Origin of the sequence: Marinomonas gallaica, from assembly GCF_049821165.1 — a bacterium.
Lineage (GTDB): Bacteria > Pseudomonadota > Gammaproteobacteria > Pseudomonadales > Marinomonadaceae > Marinomonas > Marinomonas gallaica.
This window is the reverse complement of sequence record NZ_CP187511.1, coordinates 2987714-3007622: the sequence shown is the minus strand read 5'-3', so window position 1 is coordinate 3007622 and position 19909 is coordinate 2987714. Positions and strand designations below refer to the sequence as shown.

Here is a 19909-nt window from a genome sequence, read left to right as displayed (position 1 = left end):
CTTCTAAAGGCAAACAGTGAAGAGCGCATGATGCGCTCTTTTCTATTTACAGCATAGATGTGAATTGTTCAAACTTTAAGCAAATTTTGTGTTGTTAGATGGATTTCCTTGTACAAAATGCGCGACTCGAATATAACGATTTTTTCTTGGGCTCAGAGGGCCTGTTCATGACATCCGGTATCGTTATTCGCTTAGCTCAATTGTCCGATTTAGACGCATTAGAAACCCTTGAAAAACAGGCTTTCCAAGGGGATCGAATGAGTCGGCGTAGTTTACGTCATGGCATTAAATCGGAATCCTCTGTGATGCTTTTGTCCTATTTAGACGAGACTCTGCTTGGGTATGCTTTGGTGCATTTGTTTAAAGGCCGGGCTCATGCTCGTTTGTACTCATTGGCCGTCGCTAACGAAGCAAGAGGAAAGGGAATAGGCTCACAGTTATTACAGAATGCGGAATTACATGCGGCGAAAAGTGGCTGTATTTCGCTGCGCCTAGAAGTAAGCGAGCGTAATGATGGGGCGATAGCGCTCTATCGAAAAGCGGGTTACCGATCATTTGGTAGTTATGAACATTACTATGAAGACGCCAGTAATGCGTTGCGAATGCAGAAACGTATTCGAGCATTTGACGATAAAAGTAAGTTATTGAAAATACCTTATGTTGGACAGCGTACGCCATTTACCTGTGGACCTGCTTCATTATTGATGGTGATAGCGGCCGCAGAAGAACAAGCGGATGCGAGCTTTGAACATGAATTAGATATTTGGCGAGAAGCTACGACGATTTACATGACCAGCGGACATGGGGGGTGTCATCCAACAGGATTGGCTCTGGCAGCTAAGCGACGAGGGTTAGAGGCTGAGGTGTGGCTGAGTGATGATCAACCCTTGTTCATTGATGGTGTGCGTGATGAGCAGAAAAAAACGGTTCTGATGGCTTGCCATACGAAGTTTCTAAAAGAAAGCGCGGCAGAAGGCGTCATTGTTCACAATGAGCCATTAGCGATCCAAGACTTGATTAATGCTGTTGATAAAGGTCACTGGGTTATTATTCTAATCAGTACCTACAGATTAGACGGTAAAAAGACGCCTCATTGGGTGGTCGTGACAGGCTACGATGAGCAGCATATTTATGTGCATGATCCGGATTTTGAGGAAGGTATTGCGCTTGTGGAATGTCAGTACGTGCCGGTATTGAAGTCTGACTTCGAGAAAATGAGTAAATTTGGCCGCTCGCAGTTGCGAGCGGCCGTTGTTGTGTCTAAGGCTTAACGTAGAATTAAGACTGGTACTTGGCTATCGGTCAGCATCTTAGTGGTATTGCTGCCAACAAAGAATTGACGGACTTTAGAGTGGGCGTAGGCGCCCATAGCAATTAAGTCGATTTGATTTTTTTGTTGGTATTCGTGCAATGCACCTTGAATGCTGTCGCCTTCAATAAAATGAGACTCTACCTTAAAGCCTAACTCAGAAAGCTTATGACGCGCTTTTTCAAGTGCGTCTTCTTGATCGGCAACATCCCGTTTTACCATCACTAGATGGCAAGGAATGTCTTTCAATAGAGGGCTATGTGCAATCCGTTCAAGCGCTGCAATTGCCGTTTCGCGACCATCGTAAGCGACCATGAAGTTTTGTGGTGCTTTAAATTCATTGGATACAACCATGATGGGTTGAGACAATGAACGTGCCGCATTTTCAAGATTAGAGCCAATTACAGATTTGGACGTATGCTCAGTACCTTGTTTGCCCACGATATAAAGCAACGCGTCTTGTTCAAGGTCTTCTAAGGTTTCCACAAAGTTGCCGTGGCGCTGCAGTTTAGTCAGGTTGATAGCACGTCCATCAAGGTAAGCTTCGGCGTACTCTAATAATACTTTACCGTGCTCTAGGGCGACTTTAGCACGTTGTTCATCAAGCTCAGTTAGCTCACTAAGGAGATGCTCACGGCTACCGAAACCAATTGTTCCAGATAAGTCATGCTCACTAGACTTTTGTTTTTCTAGCGCATGAAGAAGCACCAACTGTGTTTCCAGTTTAGTGGATGCCCAAGCGGACGCTTCGATGACTTGCTGAGTTAATGGTGAACCATCGATACATGCAATTACGTTTTTCATCCTTGCCTCCTTAATGACCGTTTAAAAGCTTCTCAGCTTCTTCAGGTTTGTTGTGTACGCCGAATTTGTCGACCACTGTCTCAGTGGCTTCATTCATTCCAATGACATCAACGGTTGCACCTTCGCGTCGGAATTTTATAACTACTTTGTCGAGCGCAGACACTGCAGTGATATCCCAAAAGTGAGCTTGAGATAAATCAATAGTAACGTGGCTAACCGCTTCTTTAAAATCAAACGCATCGTTGAATTTTTCAGAAGAAGCAAAGAATACCTGACCAACCACTTTGTATGTGGTGCCTTGGTCAACGTTTTCACTCTTGACCACCATAAAGCGACCAATTTTGTTGGCAAAGAATAATGAAGCCAGTAACACACCTGCAAAAACACCCAGAGCAAGGTTGTGAGTCGCCACCACAATAGCAACCGTCGCCAGCATCACGACATTGGTCGACATCGGATGATGTTTCAAGTTAACAATAGAATCCCAAGAGAAAGTGCCGATGGATACCATGATCATGACCGCTACCAAAGCAGCCATTGGGATTTGACCAATTAAGTCGTCTAAGAAAACCACCATGATCAGCAACAATACACCAGCAAAGAGCGTTGAAAGTCGACCACGACCACCAGATTTAATATTGATAACAGATTGGCCGATCATGGCACAGCCTGCCATGCCGCCCAGTAAGCTTGAACCAATGTTTGCGATCCCTTGACCTTTACACTCACGGTTACGATCACTAGTAGTGTCTGTTAATTCATCCACAATCGTCGCCGTCATCATAGATTCAAGAAGACCCACAACAGCTAAGCCTAAAGAGTAAGGCAAGATAATCATCAATGTTTCAAAATTAAGCGGTACATCTGGTAACAAAAAAATCGGTAGAGAATCCGGCAAATCACCCATATCGCCAACAGTACGAATATCTAAGCCAACCAACATAGCAAAAGCCGTCAATGCGACAATACATACCAGCGGGCTAGGTAGAGATTTACCTATCACCGGGATGTAAGGGAAAAGATAAATGATACCTAGACCTGCCGCCGTCATGGCGTAGACATGCCACGTTACATTGGTCAACTCAGGCAACTGGGCCATGAAAATTAAAATAGCGAGTGCATTTACGAATCCGGTAACGACCGATCTCGAGACAAAACGCATTAATGTGCCGAGCTTTAAATATCCAGCAATTATTTGAAATACACCACAGAGTAAGCTGGCAGCTAATAAGTATTCCAAGCCATGTTCTTTTACCAGCGTCACCATTAACAGTGCCATGGCGCCTGTGGCAGCAGAAATCATTCCTGGTCGACCACCAAGAAAAGCGATAATTACAGCAATACAGAATGAGGCATAAAGACCTACTTTAGGATCTACCCCCGCAATAATGGAAAAGGCAATGGCCTCAGGAATAAGCGCTAACGCCACCACAGTTCCCGATAGTACGTCACCACGTATGTTCGAAAACCACTCTCTTTTTAATGTATCAGTCATGGACACCCTTTAATTATCTGAGATAGCGCAGCGGATAAGCTAGACATCTTGCATGTCACGAGCTGCAAATGAAGTGTCGCATTATAAAGAGTCATAATTATGAACGCAATTTGACCTGAGTGACTCTGATTGTACCTTGGTACAATAGATCCCTTTGCGTTAAGCGACTAGTTTAGGAATAAGTATAAATTTATGTAGGGAATTATTATGAGCGACAATCAATCTATTGCATCACTGGGTGAACCAGTTGGGTTTGTAACGCAGCTGGAAGGTACTGTTCGTGCCCTATCTTTAGATGGGCAAGAACGTGCCCTGAAAATTGGAGATCCAGTGTTTCAAGGTGAAACGGTTGTCGCAGTGGCGGATGGTAGCGCTACGATCAACTTTGTTGACGGTACTGAGATATATGTTGCCGATGCATCAGCAGTTGAGATTAACAGTGAAGTTTATGGATTAGCCCAGACACCACAAGAAAATGAATTCGTAGAGGACTTCTTGGCTGACGGTGGTACGGATATCGCAGCACTTCAACAAGCTATCTTAGAAGGACAAGACCCTACACAAGTCCAAGAAGCGCCGGCCGCAGGTGAGGCCCCTGCTGATGATACACCAGGGGGTGTAACCGTTGATGTAGAGCGTAATAATGAAGAAGCTACGCCAACATATGGTTTCGATACTCAGTCTTTAAACTCGAGCAATAATAACGCTACGAATACTAATGAAGAGAATCCCGTACCTTTAGCAGCGGAGCCACAACCTGAGCCGCAGCCAGAACCACAACCTGAGCCTCAGCCAGAACCACAACCTGAGCCTCAGCCAGAACCACAACCTGAGCCTCAGCCAGAACCACAACCTGAGCCTCAGCCAGAACCACAACCTGAGCCTCAGCCAGAACCACAACCTGAGCCTCAGCCAGAACCACAACCTGAGCCTCAGCCAGAACCACAACCTGAGCCTCAGCCAGAACCACAACCTGAGCCGCAGCCAGAACCACAACCTGAGCCGCAGCCAGAACCACAACCTGAACCACAACCTGAACCACAACCTGAACCACAACCTCAGCCCGAGCCAAATCAAGCGCCTCAAATTGACGTGGCTGCAGAAAAGGATATTGATTCTGAAACAGTAGAAATTGGAACGGTGGTAGCTACATTTACAGCTTCGGATGCTGAAGATGGCGTTCTAACAGTACAGGGTGGTGATATCTCATTTACTTCAGGTAGTAACGATGATGGTTACTACACATTTGATGGCGAAAATATTGCTTTGACCCAGGCAGGTGTTGATGCAATTGAAGCTGGGGTAGACTTACCAGCCGTCATTCTAACAGCTACTGATTCATCTGGTCTAACATCCACTGATGGAGAAACCCCTTTTGTTATTAGACCAATAATTGTGGATTCAGTTGATCCTGCGCTTAATCAAAGTGGTGATGTCATAGTTGAAGGAGAGCAAGCTGTCTTTACTGTGACGTTAAGTGGTACGACAACTGAGGCTCAAACCTACAGCATCTCATTAGGTGATAATGATGATACAGCAGGCAGTAATGACTATGATGTAGATCTGAATAATGCAGTTTTCAGTGATCCGAATATTATTTTTAATGCGGCTGACGGCACAATTACAGTTCCTACTGGTACAAATAGCTTTAACGTAATTGTTAGCACTAATGATGATACTGAGATCGAAACGGTAGAGAGCTTTACACTTGTTGTTGGCGGTAAAACTGGAATTGCTGTTGTCCAAGACAACGATTCGGGTGTGGACTCCATTACCCCTGCCGTTAATCAAAACGGTGATGCGATTGTCGAAGGCGATCAAGCCGTCTTTACGGTGAACCTGAGCAGCACGACCACAACGCCGCAAACCTACACGATCAAGTTGGGGGCGGGCACAGACTCAGCGAATGGCGATGATTACGACATCGATCTAAGTAATGCGGTGTTCAGTAACGCGAACATTACGTACAACGCAGCCGATGGCACGATTACCGTGCCTGCCGGTGTGGACAGCTTCACGGTGACCGTTGCGACAACGGATGACACAGAGATTGAAAGTTCAGAGAACTTCACCTTAGAGGTCGGCGGTAGAACCGGCACAGCGGTGGTCGCAGACAACGATGCGGCGGTGGACTCTGTCGTCCCTGTTACCGATCCAGCGGGCACAGCGATCACCGAAGGTGAAAACGCGGTCTTCCAAGTGACGTTGACTAAGCCAACCCCTGGCGAAACTCGTTACAGCGCCGACTTGGGCGCGAACTCGGACAGTGCGGATGGCAACGATTACAACGATGATCTGGCGGATGCGACGTTCTCGAATAATGTGACGTACGATGCGAGCACGAATGAGTTTGTGGTGCCTGAAGGTGTCTCTGACTTTACCGTGACGATTGCCACGACTGACGATGTGGACGTTGAGAATCAAGAAAACTTCACCCTAACAGTGGGTGGCAAATCTGGTGTGGCAGCGATTGCGGACAACGATTCGGGTGTGGACTCTATTACGCCTGCGGTCAATCAAGATGGCGATGCGATTGTCGAAGGGGAACAAGCCGTCTTTACGGTGAACCTGAGCAGCACGACCACAACGCCGCAAACCTACACGATCAAGTTGGGGGCTGGCACAGACTCAGCGAATGGCGATGATTACGACATCGATCTAAGTAATGCGGTGTTCAGTAACGCGAACATTACGTACAACGCAGCCGATGGCACGATTACCGTGCCTGCCGGTGTGGACAGCTTCACGGTGACCGTTGCGACAACGGATGACACAGAGATTGAAAGCCCTGAAAACTTCACCTTAGAAGTGGGTGGTAGAACCGGCACAGCGGTGGTCGCAGACAACGATGCGGCGGTAGACTCTGTCGTCCCTGTTACCGATCCAGCGGGCACAGCGATCACCGAAGGTGAAAACGCGGTCTTCCAAGTAACGTTGACTAAGCCAACCCCTGGCGAAACTCGTTACAGCGCCGACTTGGGCGCGAACTCGGACAGTGCAGATGGCAATGACTACAGCACAGATCTGGCCGATGCGACGTTCTCGAATAATGTGACGTACGATGCGACCGCGAATGAGTTCGTGGTGCCTGAAGGTGTCTCTGACTTTACCGTGACGATTGCCACGACTGACGATGTGGACGTTGAGAATCAAGAAAACTTCACCCTAACAGTGGGTGGCAAATCCGGTGTGGCAGCGATTGCGGACAACGATTCGGGTGTGGACTCGATTACGCCAGCGGTCAATCAAGACGGCGATGCGATTGTCGAAGGCGATCAAGCCGTCTTTACGGTGAACCTAAGCAGCACGACTACGACGCCGCAAACCTACACAATCAAGTTGGGTGCGGGCACAGACTCAGCGAATGGCGATGATTACGACATCGATCTAAGCAATGCGGTGTTCAGTAACGCGAACATCACGTATAACGCAGCGGATGACACCATTACGGTACCAGCGGGTGTGGACAGCTTCACGGTCACCGTGAACACAACGGATGACACAGAGATTGAAAGTTCAGAGAACTTCACCTTAGAGGTCGGCGGTAGAACCGGCACAGCGGTGGTCGCAGACAACGATGCGGCGGTGGACTCTGTCGTCCCTGTTACCGATCCAGCGGGCACAGCGATCACCGAAGGTGAAAACGCGGTCTTCCAAGTAACGTTGACTAAGCCGACGCCTGCCGAAACCCGTTACAGTGCTGACGTGGGCGTGAACTCGGACAGTGCGGACGGCAACGATTACAACGATGATCTGGCCGATGCGACGTTCTCGAATGGTGTGACGTACGATGCGACCGCGAATGAGTTCGTGGTGCCTGAAGGTGTCTCTGACTTTACCGTGACGATTGCCACGACTGACGATGTGGACGTTGAGAATCAAGAAAACTTCACCCTAACAGTGGGTGGCAAATCCGGTGTGGCAGCGATTGCGGACAACGATTCGGGTGTGGACTCGATTACGCCAGCGGTCAATCAAGACGGCGATGCGATTGTCGAAGGCGATCAAGCCGTCTTTACGGTGAACCTAAGCAGCACGACTACGACGCCGCAAACCTACACAATCAAGTTGGGTGCGGGCACAGACTCAGCGAATGGCGATGATTACGACATCGATCTAAGCAATGCGGTGTTCAGTAACGCGAACATCACGTATAACGCAGCGGATGACACCATTACGGTACCAGCGGGTGTGGACAGCTTCACGGTCACCGTGAACACAACGGATGACACAGAGATTGAAAGTTCAGAGAACTTCACCTTAGAGGTCGGCGGTAGAACCGGCACAGCGGTGGTCGCAGACAACGATGCGGCGGTGGACTCTGTCGTCCCTGTTACCGATCCAGCGGGCACAGCGATCACCGAAGGTGAAAACGCGGTCTTCCAAGTAACGTTGACTAAGCCGACGCCTGCCGAAACCCGTTACAGTGCTGACGTGGGCGTGAACTCGGACAGTGCGGACGGCAACGATTACAACGATGATCTGGCCGATGCGACGTTCTCGAATGGTGTGACGTACGATGCGACCGCGAATGAGTTCGTGGTGCCTGAAGGTGTCTCTGACTTTACCGTGACGATTGCCACGACTGACGATGTGGACGTTGAGAATCAAGAAAACTTCACCCTAACAGTGGGTGGCAAATCCGGCGTGGCAGCGATTGCGGACAACGATTCGGGTGTGGACTCTATTACGCCTGCGGTCAATCAAGATGGCGATGCGATTGTCGAAGGCGATCAAGCCGTCTTTACGGTGAACCTAAGCAGCACGACTACGACGCCGCAAACCTACACAATCAAGTTGGGTGCGGGCACAGACTCAGCGAATGGCGATGATTACGACATCGATCTAAGCAATGCGGTGTTCAGTAACGCGAACATCACGTATAACGCAGCGGATGACACCATTACGGTACCAGCGGGTGTGGACAGCTTCACGGTCACCGTGAACACAACGGATGACACAGAGATTGAAAGTTCAGAGAACTTCACCTTAGAGGTCGGCGGTAGAACCGGCACAGCGGTGGTCGCAGACAACGATGCGGCGGTGGACTCTGTCGTCCCTGTTACCGATCCAGCGGGCACAGCGATCACCGAAGGTGAAAACGCGGTCTTCCAAGTAACGTTGACTAAGCCGACGCCTGCCGAAACCCGTTACAGTGCTGACGTGGGCGTGAACTCGGACAGTGCGGACGGCAACGATTACAACGATGATCTGGCCGATGCGACGTTCTCGAATGGTGTGACGTACGATGCGACCGCGAATGAGTTCGTGGTGCCTGAAGGTGTCTCTGACTTTACCGTGACGATTGCCACGACTGACGATGTGGACGTTGAGAATCAAGAAAACTTCACCCTAACAGTGGGTGGCAAATCCGGCGTGGCAGCGATTGCGGACAACGATTCGGGTGTGGACTCTATTACGCCTGCGGTCAATCAAGATGGCGATGCGATTGTCGAAGGGGATCAAGCCGTCTTTACGGTGAACCTGAGCAGCACGACCACAACGCCGCAAACCTACACGATCAAGCTGGGGGCGGGCACAGACTCAGCGAATGGCGATGATTACGACATCGATCTAAGTAATGCGGTGTTCAGTAACGCGAACATTACGTACAACGCAGCCGATGGCACGATTACCGTGCCTGCCGGTGTGGACAGCTTCACGGTGACCGTTGCGACAACGGATGACACAGAGATTGAAAGTTCAGAGAACTTCACCTTAGAGGTCGGCGGTAGAACCGGCACAGCGGTGGTCGCAGACAACGATGCGGCGGTGGACTCTGTCGTCCCTGTTACCGATCCAGCGGGCACAGCGATCACCGAAGGTGAAAACGCGGTCTTCCAAGTAACGTTGACTAAGCCGACGCCTGCCGAAACCCGTTACAGTGCTGACGTGGGCGTGAACTCGGACAGTGCGGACGGCAACGATTACAACGATGATCTGGCCGATGCGACGTTCTCGAATGGTGTGACGTACGATGCGACCGCGAATGAGTTCGTGGTGCCTGAAGGTGTCTCTGACTTTACCGTGACGATTGCCACGACTGACGATGTGGACGTTGAGAATCAAGAAAACTTCACCCTAACAGTGGGTGGCAAATCCGGTGTGGCAGCGATTGCGGACAACGATTCGGGTGTGGACTCGATTACGCCAGCGGTCAATCAAGACGGCGATGCGATTGTCGAAGGCGATCAAGCCGTCTTTACGGTGAACCTAAGCAGCACGACTACGACGCCGCAAACCTACACAATCAAGTTGGGTGCGGGCACAGACTCAGCGAATGGCGATGATTACGACATCGATCTAAGCAATGCGGTGTTCAGTAACGCGAACATCACGTATAACGCAGCGGATGACACCATTACGGTACCAGCGGGTGTGGACAGCTTCACGGTCACCGTGAACACAACGGATGACACAGAGATTGAAAGTTCAGAGAACTTCACCTTAGAGGTCGGCGGTAGAACCGGCACAGCGGTGGTCGCAGACAACGATGCGGCGGTGGACTCTGTCGTCCCTGTTACCGATCCAGCGGGCACAGCGATCACCGAAGGTGAAAACGCGGTCTTCCAAGTAACGTTGACTAAGCCGACGCCTGCCGAAACCCGTTACAGTGCTGACGTGGGCGTGAACTCGGACAGTGCGGACGGCAACGATTACAACGATGATCTGGCCGATGCGACGTTCTCGAATGGTGTGACGTACGATGCGACCGCGAATGAGTTCGTGGTGCCTGAAGGTGTCTCTGACTTTACCGTGACGATTGCCACGACTGACGATGTGGACGTTGAGAATCAAGAAAACTTCACCCTAACAGTGGGTGGCAAATCCGGTGTGGCAGCGATTGCGGACAACGATTCGGGTGTGGACTCGATTACGCCAGCGGTCAATCAAGACGGCGATGCGATTGTCGAAGGCGATCAAGCCGTCTTTACGGTGAACCTAAGCAGCACGACTACGACGCCGCAAACCTACACAATCAAGTTGGGTGCGGGCACAGACTCAGCGAATGGCGATGATTACGACATTGATCTAAGTAATGCGGTGTTCAGTAACGCGAACATTACGTACAACGCAGCCGATGGCACGATTACTGTGCCTGCCGGTGTGGACAGCTTCACGGTGACCGTTGCGACAACGGATGACACAGAGATTGAAAGTTCAGAGAACTTCACCTTAGAGGTCGGCGGTAGAACCGGCACAGCGGTGGTCGCAGACAACGATGCGGCGGTGGACTCTGTCGTCCCTGTTACCGATCCAGCGGGCACAGCGATCACCGAAGGTGAAAACGCGGTCTTCCAAGTAACGTTGACTAAGCCGACGCCTGCCGAAACCCGTTACAGTGCTGACGTGGGCGTGAACTCGGACAGTGCGGACGGCAACGATTACAACGATGATCTGGCCGATGCGACGTTCTCGAATGGTGTGACGTACGATGCGACCGCGAATGAGTTCGTGGTGCCTGAAGGTGTCTCTGACTTTACCGTGACGATTGCCACGACTGACGATGTGGACGTTGAGAATCAAGAAAACTTCACCCTAACAGTGGGTGGCAAATCCGGCGTGGCAGCGATTGCGGACAACGACTCGGGTGTGGACTCGATTACGCCAGCGGTCAATCAAAACGGCGATGCGATTGTCGAAGGTGATCAAGCCGTCTTTACGGTGAACCTAAGCAGCACGACTACGACGCCGCAAACCTACACGATTAAGTTGGGTGCGAACACCGATACCGCAGGCAGCGACGATTACAACGTTGACCTGAGCACCGCCGTGTTCAGCAATCCAGACATCACGTACAACGCAGCCGATGGCACGATTACGGTACCAGCGGGTGTGGGCAGCTTCACGGTCACAGTGAACACAACGGACGACACTGAAATCGAAAGCCCTGAAAACTTCACCTTAGAAGTGAGCGGTAAAACCGGTGTTGCCAACGTTCAGGACAACGATTCGGGTGTGGACTCTATTACGCCTGCGGTCAATCAAGATGGCGATGCGATTGTCGAAGGGGATCAAGCCGTCTTTACGGTGAACCTGAGCAGCACGACCACAACGCCGCAAACCTACACGATCAAGCTGGGGGCGGGCACAGACTCAGCGAATGGCGATGATTACGACATCGATCTAAGTAATGCGGTGTTCAGTAACGCGAACATTACGTACAACGCAGCCGATGGCACGATTACCGTGCCTGCCGGTGTGGACAGCTTCACGGTGACCGTTGCGACAACGGATGACACAGAGATTGAAAGTTCAGAGAACTTCACCTTAGAGGTCGGCGGTAGAACCGGCACAGCGGTGGTCGCAGACAACGATGCGGCGGTGGACTCTGTCGTCCCTGTTACCGATCCAGCGGGCACAGCGATCACCGAAGGTGAAAACGCGGTCTTCCAAGTAACGTTGACTAAGCCGACGCCTGCCGAAACCCGTTACAGTGCTGACGTGGGCGTGAACTCGGACAGTGCGGACGGCAACGATTACAACGATGATCTGGCCGATGCGACGTTCTCGAATGGTGTGACGTACGATGCGACCGCGAATGAGTTCGTGGTGCCTGAAGGTGTCTCTGACTTTACCGTGACGATTGCCACGACTGACGATGTGGACGTTGAGAATCAAGAAAACTTCACCCTAACAGTGGGTGGCAAATCCGGTGTGGCAGCGATTGCGGACAACGATTCGGGTGTGGACTCGATTACGCCAGCGGTCAATCAAGACGGCGATGCGATTGTCGAAGGCGATCAAGCCGTCTTTACGGTGAACCTAAGCAGCACGACTACGACGCCGCAAACCTACACAATCAAGTTGGGTGCGGGCACAGACTCAGCGAATGGCGATGATTACGACATCGATCTAAGCAATGCGGTGTTCAGTAACGCGAACATCACGTATAACGCAGCGGATGACACCATTACGGTACCAGCGGGTGTGGACAGCTTCACGGTCACCGTGAACACAACGGATGACACAGAGATTGAAAGTTCAGAGAACTTCACCTTAGAGGTCGGCGGTAGAACCGGCACAGCGGTGGTCGCAGACAACGATGCGGCGGTGGACTCTGTCGTCCCTGTTACCGATCCAGCGGGCACAGCGATCACCGAAGGTGAAAACGCGGTCTTCCAAGTAACGTTGACTAAGCCGACGCCTGCCGAAACCCGTTACAGTGCTGACGTGGGCGTGAACTCGGACAGTGCGGACGGCAACGATTACAACGATGATCTGGCCGATGCGACGTTCTCGAATGGTGTGACGTACGATGCGACCGCGAATGAGTTCGTGGTGCCTGAAGGTGTCTCTGACTTTACCGTGACGATTGCCACGACTGACGATGTGGACGTTGAGAATCAAGAAAACTTCACCCTAACAGTGGGTGGCAAATCCGGCGTGGCAGCGATTGCGGACAACGATTCGGGTGTGGACTCTATTACGCCTGCGGTCAATCAAGATGGCGATGCGATTGTCGAAGGGGATCAAGCCGTCTTTACGGTGAACCTGAGCAGCACGACCACAACGCCGCAAACCTACACGATCAAGCTGGGGGCGGGCACAGACTCAGCGAATGGCGATGATTACGACATCGATCTAAGTAATGCGGTGTTCAGTAACGCGAACATTACGTACAACGCAGCCGATGGCACGATTACCGTGCCTGCCGGTGTGGACAGCTTCACGGTGACCGTTGCGACAACGGATGACACAGAGATTGAAAGTTCAGAGAACTTCACCTTAGAGGTCGGCGGTAGAACCGGCACAGCGGTGGTCGCAGACAACGATGCGGCGGTGGACTCTGTCGTCCCTGTTACCGATCCAGCGGGCACAGCGATCACCGAAGGTGAAAACGCGGTCTTCCAAGTAACGTTGACTAAGCCGACGCCTGCCGAAACCCGTTACAGTGCTGACGTGGGCGTGAACTCGGACAGTGCGGACGGCAACGATTACAACGATGATCTGGCCGATGCGACGTTCTCGAATGGTGTGACGTACGATGCGACCGCGAATGAGTTCGTGGTGCCTGAAGGTGTCTCTGACTTTACCGTGACGATTGCCACGACTGACGATGTGGACGTTGAGAATCAAGAAAACTTCACCCTAACAGTGGGTGGCAAATCCGGCGTGGCAGCGATTGCGGACAACGATTCGGGTGTGGACTCTATTACGCCTGCGGTCAATCAAGATGGCGATGCGATTGTCGAAGGCGATCAAGCCGTCTTTACGGTGAACCTAAGCAGCACGACTACGACGCCGCAAACCTACACAATCAAGTTGGGTGCGGGCACAGACTCAGCGAATGGCGATGATTACGACATCGATCTAAGCAATGCGGTGTTCAGTAACGCGAACATCACGTATAACGCAGCGGATGACACCATTACGGTACCAGCGGGTGTGGACAGCTTCACGGTCACCGTGAACACAACGGATGACACAGAGATTGAAAGCCCTGAAAACTTTACCTTAGAAGTGGGTGGCAAAACTGGTGTTGCTCTTATTAACGATAACGATACAACACTCACCATTAATTTATCGAATGCTCAGGCCAATGTTTCAGAAGAAGGGTTGGTTGGTATAGGTAATCCAGATGGGTTGCCTAGCGGTCTAGATACTACTGATAACTCTGTGTTTACAGGCCAGTTCACTGTTAATACAAGTGCTAGTAATCTTGAGAATGTCGTACTTTCGTTGGAGCTACCTGATGCGGTAATGACTTCCAACAACAATAGAGTTGAGTGGGGTGAAGATGGTAACGATGTTGTTGGTATTGCTGATGGTACTGAAGTCGTTCGCATTACCTTGAATGATCTTGTTGGTGATCAAGGAACATATACTGTTACCTTAAAAGCACCAATTGATCACCCCGACACGACTCTAGAAGATACCGTACCTTTCTCATTTGGCATCTCTGTTACCGATGGTAATTTGAATGACAGTGCAGATGTTACTGTTGTTGTTGAAGATGATTCACCTGAATCCTTAACAAATCAAACTGATCAATTAATATTAGCTTTTGAGAATAGTGCGGTAAGTTCGGTATCTATTTCTAATATTGAGGGTGGTTTTAGTGATTCTAAATACTCATCTGGTTTTGATAAAGTTACTGAATCCGATAATGACAACGATGCTCTGATTGATCAAATTTCTTGGGATGACAATGATAATGACCCAACGCAAATAGAGTTAGTTGATACAACTGGATCTTTATCTGCCGACATTGATAGTTATATTTCTCTGGGTGAGTTCACTCATGTGAATAGCCCTATTGATTCAGGTTATAAATCTTTTACAGAGGGCGAAGTTAGTTATACCTTTGATGTAGATATTGCTGGTTCAATTCATTCAGTGACGTTGACTGCCGACCTTTATGGTGATTACACCTACAATGATCAGGTGGATTCAGCTGATCGCATGCGTTTAGAGTTGACAGGATCAACAACGCAAACGATTATCGTCAATGGTACCGAATATGAAGTATCTCTAGTAGGCTTCCAGACCTCTGATGGCGGGATTAGTAATACTCTAATTACACAAGAAGACGCATCTCAGTCCGCTAATATTGTCGCAAAAGTGTCCACAAATGCCTCGGAGAAAACTTACTCTGAATTGACTGGTACTATAGATCTTGGTAGTGATTTTGGTGCAGATGGTGCAGGTATTATCGTTGCCGATACTTACAGTAATGATAATGGCACCTTCAAAATTAACGCGGATGGTAGCTATAGCTTCACGCCGTCAAAAGAGTTTGGTGACTCCATTGCTGTTGGTCAAAGTAAAGATGTACAAATGGAATACACCGTTATCGATAACGATGGAGATAATTCAACCAACTCTATCACTATCACCATCAGTAATGGCGACAGTGCACCAGTAGCAAATAATGATACTGCCTCGGGTTATGAAGATACGATTATCAATGTTGATGTCTTAAGTAATGACAACGATCCTGATGGGGATGCGCTAACAATTGTGAGTGCAGAAGTAGTAGATCCTAGCAAGGGGTCTGTTTCCATCGTTGATGGTAAGCTTCAGCTGACGCCGACAGAGCACTTTAGTGGTGAAGTGGAAATTGACTACACTATTCGTGATGAGGATGGGCTTGAGTCTACTGCAATCGCTACTGTTGATGTGGTTGCTGTGGCTGATACCCCGGTATTTTCAGCTAGTGAAGGTCTAGTTTTAACGACATGGAAGGATGTTACTGCATCTGATTACAACAACGGTAAGGGATTACATCCTTCTGAGCTTAGTGATCTCGTGACTTCTTATGATTTATCTGATGCGGACAGTTCCGAGGTAATTCAAGCGATCGTAAAAGGCCCAGATATCGCAGACGATACCCTAACGACGATAACTGGTTATATTTACCTAGAAGCAGGATCGACATACAGCTTCTCAGGCAAAGTGGATGACGGTTTCTATGTGAAGGTAGGCGGTGATCTTGTTGCTGATGGTCAATGGAATGGTGGACATGGCAAGAATACAGTTGATGGCTCTGTAACCATTAATACCACTGGATACTACGCCCTAGAGATTGCTCATCATAATGAAGATGGTCCAGGTAATTATGATGTGTATATGTCGAAAGACGGTGGTACAGCTTTACAAATAAACTCCACCAACTTTGATGTGTATACGTCGTCCGATGCGGTATTAATGGCCGATTCTGATGCCGTTTTCCCTAATGGGTCAGGTTTTGTTACAGGCATGAATAGTGGCGATGAAGGCACTAATATTGCACTTGATCCTTTCAACGTGACATTCTTTGATACGGTGGATGGTTCGGAAAACCATACTGTTTCTGTTGGCGGGGCGCCAGTTGGGGCAGTTTTAAGTGATGGTGAACATTCAGTTGAGTTTACCGATGAAAACGCCATGTATAGTGTCACTGGATGGAACTTCGAGAATCTAACCATTAACATGCCATCAGTTGAGGCAGATACAACATTTGAGTTGAAGTTTGCTGCCACTGCTATGGAGAAATCTAACGGCGATTTTGCCTCTGCGTTAAAAACAATAGAGGTAACGGTTTATAACGTTTCTGAAGGACCTTCTATTGTGATCACTTCGGATGATGCCAATGCTGCCGTTAGCGAAGAAGGGTTATTGGGTGGCATCTCTGATACTTCAGGCACTCCGGATACGACGGACTCGCTAACTGATAGCGGTGTCTTTACCGTTTCAGGCGCTTCTCCATCTGCGACGCTATCTCTTGAGTTTGATGGTTCAACGCCATCTCTCACATCGGGCGGAGTCGATGTTACTTGGGATAGCAGTACTGATCAGGTTCTTATTGGTAAAGCGGGTGATGCAGAAGTTATTCGTATTTCATTGAGTGAGCTTAATAACGGATCAGCTTCTTACGATGTGAAATTGTCTGCGCCATTAGATCACGAAGTTAAAGGTAGTGAGGATGTTAAGTCTTTAGGCCTGAATATCGTTTTGACTGATGGCTCCACGATTGTTAAGGAAGAAATCAGCGTTAGCATTGAAGATGACTCGCCATCGCTAGTAGATGTAAATGCTGCAGTCACATTAACCAATAATTCTAATGCGTTTACTGAGACGGTGAATTTTGTTGGCTCAAAAGGTGATCAAGATTCATTATCATTTAATGGAGGTGCCGTAACGCTTACTGCTCAAGGATTTGCCAATAAATCTTCTTACGATTTGACTGCTGCGAAAGTTCATCAATATGCAAACGGCGTAGGTGTTAACAGTAAAAATGATCGTTTTGATGCTGAAATTGATTATCGAGTTACGGATAGTAGCGAGCAATCAGAGCAGCTTATTGTTACCTTAAATAACGGACGAGTGGCTTATGGTGCCGATATTAACTTCTCGATGTTTTTTGGTGGTAAGGAGTTAGAGGTCGCTAAACTAGATTTCTATCGTGATGGCGAGTTTGTTACCTCTAAAGAAGTCAGATCTGATCAAACCTCTGGTGTGGTCAATTCCACTGTGGCAATTAATGAAGGTGGATTTGATCAAATTGTTTTTGAGTCTGCATCAAATGGTAACGGAGCGTACAAAGATAACAGTGATTACAGCATCAGCTCAATCACCTTCACTGGTGCGTCAACTGCTATAGTAATTGCGGAAACGTCTGGTACTTTGAGTGGTATAGGAGCGGATGGATTTGGCTCTGTCGCTTTTGCATCTGGCATCGAAACCAGTATCGAAAATGTTCTAGCTACTGTCGGTATCAATGCTGATGCTGAAGTGTTAAACAATGGCAATCGATTATCTGTTGTGGATGAAAATGATGACTCTATATTTGAAGTTCAATTAACACCGGCAACGGGGCAATGGGAATTCTTCCAGTATCAAAGCTTGGAAGGTTTGAGTTCTTCGATTCCAATTGGTTTGACTGTTGAAGATGCTGATGGAGATTCCTCTACGATCAATTTGAATATCACTGCTCAAAGTGGTGGTGGATCGACACCGATTATGGGTATTGATCTTACAGATGCGGATGAAGCGGTTGTAACTGAAGAGGCGTTATCTGGTGGTATTCAAGATGATTCAGGAGCACGTGATCGTTCAAGCGTTCGGGAAGTGACCAATACATTTGCTGTGGTTGGCTTTGTTGCTGGAGCGCAAGTATCATTAGCGTTAGAGCTCCCGGAGACTGAGTTAAAATCTGGTGGTGAACAAGTATCTTGGACGAAAGATACTAATGGTGATGTTCTGGGTACGATTAACTCGGGGAATACTGAAGTTCTTAGAATTTCAGTGAGTGATATCGCTACAGATGGAACGGCGTCTTACACTGTTTCTCTTTCTAAGGCCGTTGATCATGAAGCGCCTAATCAAGTTTTTAACTTATTAGAGTCGATAGTAGATTTCACTAATGTAACTGAGAATGACTTGCATTTGGACTTTGGTATCAAGTTGCTGAACGGTAATGGTCAAGAGGTTGCAAGTCAAAATGCCAGTGTTGTGGTTGAAGATGATTCACCTAGTAGCCTATTGGCAAGTCTGTTGAATTTAGATATTGATACCGCACTTACTGTTCACAATGAAGAAAACATTTTAGCCGAAGCCGAAATTTCTCTAGGAGATTTCGGAGCAGATGGCTATGGTGGAGCAGTTCTTTCACTTGATATTTCGACACAAATAACCGATATCCTTCGTAATTTAACGTCAGGTATTAGTGTTTCACTGTTTGATAATGACAAACAGTTAATTGGCGAGAGTGCAAATGGTGAAGCTCTATTTAAGTTGGATTTATCTGTGGATGGTAAGCTAATCTTCACACAGTACGAGAAGCTTGCAAACTATCAGCAAAGCTTATTCGGTGTAAATCTTGATCATCTTAATGTTACTTTATTGGCAAAAGATGCCGACGGTGACGCTGCAATTACAACATTGAAGCTACCTTTAAGTGTTTCTGTTGGTCCTGACGGTTCGACTCAATCTAGCTATTTTGAGCAGCAAGCTATTAGCTTAGAATCAGATCTAGCAGCATTCTCAACGCGCAATTATCATCATGACAAAGTGCTAGATGATTCGGATAATGAGGTAAATGCTGGTGGCTTCCTAGACATTGGCGGTGTATTCACTGGCAATGAAGACCATATTCAAGGTTTAGGTGGGCAGGATACTATTGAAGGTGATCAAGGTAGCGATTGGATCGAGGGTGGTAGCGGTGATGATGCTCTATATGGTGATGAACAAGATCATCTGTTTGATCTTTCTGATGATTCGAGCTCAGATCGTTTAGATGGTGGCACAGGCCAAGATACTTTATATGGCGGTCGCGGAGACGATTTCTTATTAGGTAATGATGGTGATGATCAGCTGTTTGGTGAGTCCGGAAATGATGTACTAATCGGTGGACAGGGCAATGACAATATGACAGGTGGCTCTGGCCGTGATCTCTTTGTATTAGAGGATAAAGACACCATTGAAGATTTTCATGTTAACGATGATGCATTAGATGTATCTGACTTACTAGGAGACTTGGATGGTGGCGATGATCTGCAAGCGTTGCTGAATGATAAGCTAGATTTGCAGGTTAACAACGACGGATCTGGTATGTTATCAATCAAGGATGGAAATAATGCACTGCATCAAGCTGTCGAATTTGGTTCAGACTCTGATTTGTCAGGAGGTAATGAAATCACTGTTATCTTCCAAGATCAGGAATTTAAAATTAACACTGACGGTTAATTTATAAACACGGATCACTTACTGAAACTCAAAAGCCAGCTTGCAACCCAAGCTGGCTTTTTTATTTTCGAAACAAGCATTTGTTGGCGTCATGATCTGTCGTCATTTTGATGTACCATAGTGCCTAACGT

At 48.3% G+C, this 19909-nt stretch carries 4 protein-coding genes; 2 read left to right on the top strand and 2 right to left on the bottom strand.

Translation table 11 applies throughout. The features are described 5' to 3' along the window. The first annotated feature begins 167 nt into the window (after window positions 1-167). Entirely contained in the window at window positions 168-1271 is a 1104-nt protein-coding gene (locus tag ACPUEK_RS14180) for a peptidase C39 family protein (protein WP_067038822.1), read from the top strand. Here ACPUEK_RS14180 and ACPUEK_RS14175 read toward each other — a convergent pair. Both ACPUEK_RS14175 and ACPUEK_RS14170 read right to left on the bottom strand, forming a co-directional pair. Further along, a complete protein-coding gene (locus ACPUEK_RS14175) occupies window positions 1268-2113 on the bottom strand; it encodes a universal stress protein (protein WP_425641139.1) in 846 nt (281 codons plus the stop codon). The two genes, ACPUEK_RS14180 and ACPUEK_RS14175, sit on opposite strands and share 4 nt — an antisense overlap. Before the next feature lie 10 nt (window positions 2114-2123). Beyond that, window positions 2124-3608: a SulP family inorganic anion transporter gene (locus ACPUEK_RS14170; protein WP_425641138.1), complete on the bottom strand. Its 1485-nt coding sequence runs from the start codon at window positions 3606-3608 to the stop codon at window positions 2124-2126. A gap of 207 nt (window positions 3609-3815) precedes the next feature. Between ACPUEK_RS14170 and ACPUEK_RS14165 the strand changes: the two genes are divergently transcribed. Beyond that, window positions 3816-19778, top strand: a complete 15963-nt coding sequence (locus ACPUEK_RS14165) for a Calx-beta domain-containing protein (RefSeq protein WP_425641137.1) — start codon at window positions 3816-3818, stop codon at window positions 19776-19778. Window positions 19779-19909 lie beyond the last annotated feature (131 nt).

Bases quoted from the DNA above. Each gene is read 5' to 3' on its own strand.
- ACPUEK_RS14180 (WP_067038822.1), top strand. From the start codon at position 168: ATGACATCCGGTATCGTTATTCGCTTAGCTCAATTGTCCGATTTAGAC.
- ACPUEK_RS14170 (WP_425641138.1), bottom strand. From the start codon at position 3,608: ATGACTGATACATTAAAAAGAGAGTGGTTTTCGAACATACGTGGTGAC.
- ACPUEK_RS14175 (WP_425641139.1), bottom strand. From the start codon at position 2,113: ATGAAAAACGTAATTGCATGTATCGATGGTTCACCATTAACTCAGCAA.
- ACPUEK_RS14165 (WP_425641137.1), top strand. From the start codon at position 3,816: ATGAGCGACAATCAATCTATTGCATCACTGGGTGAACCAGTTGGGTTT.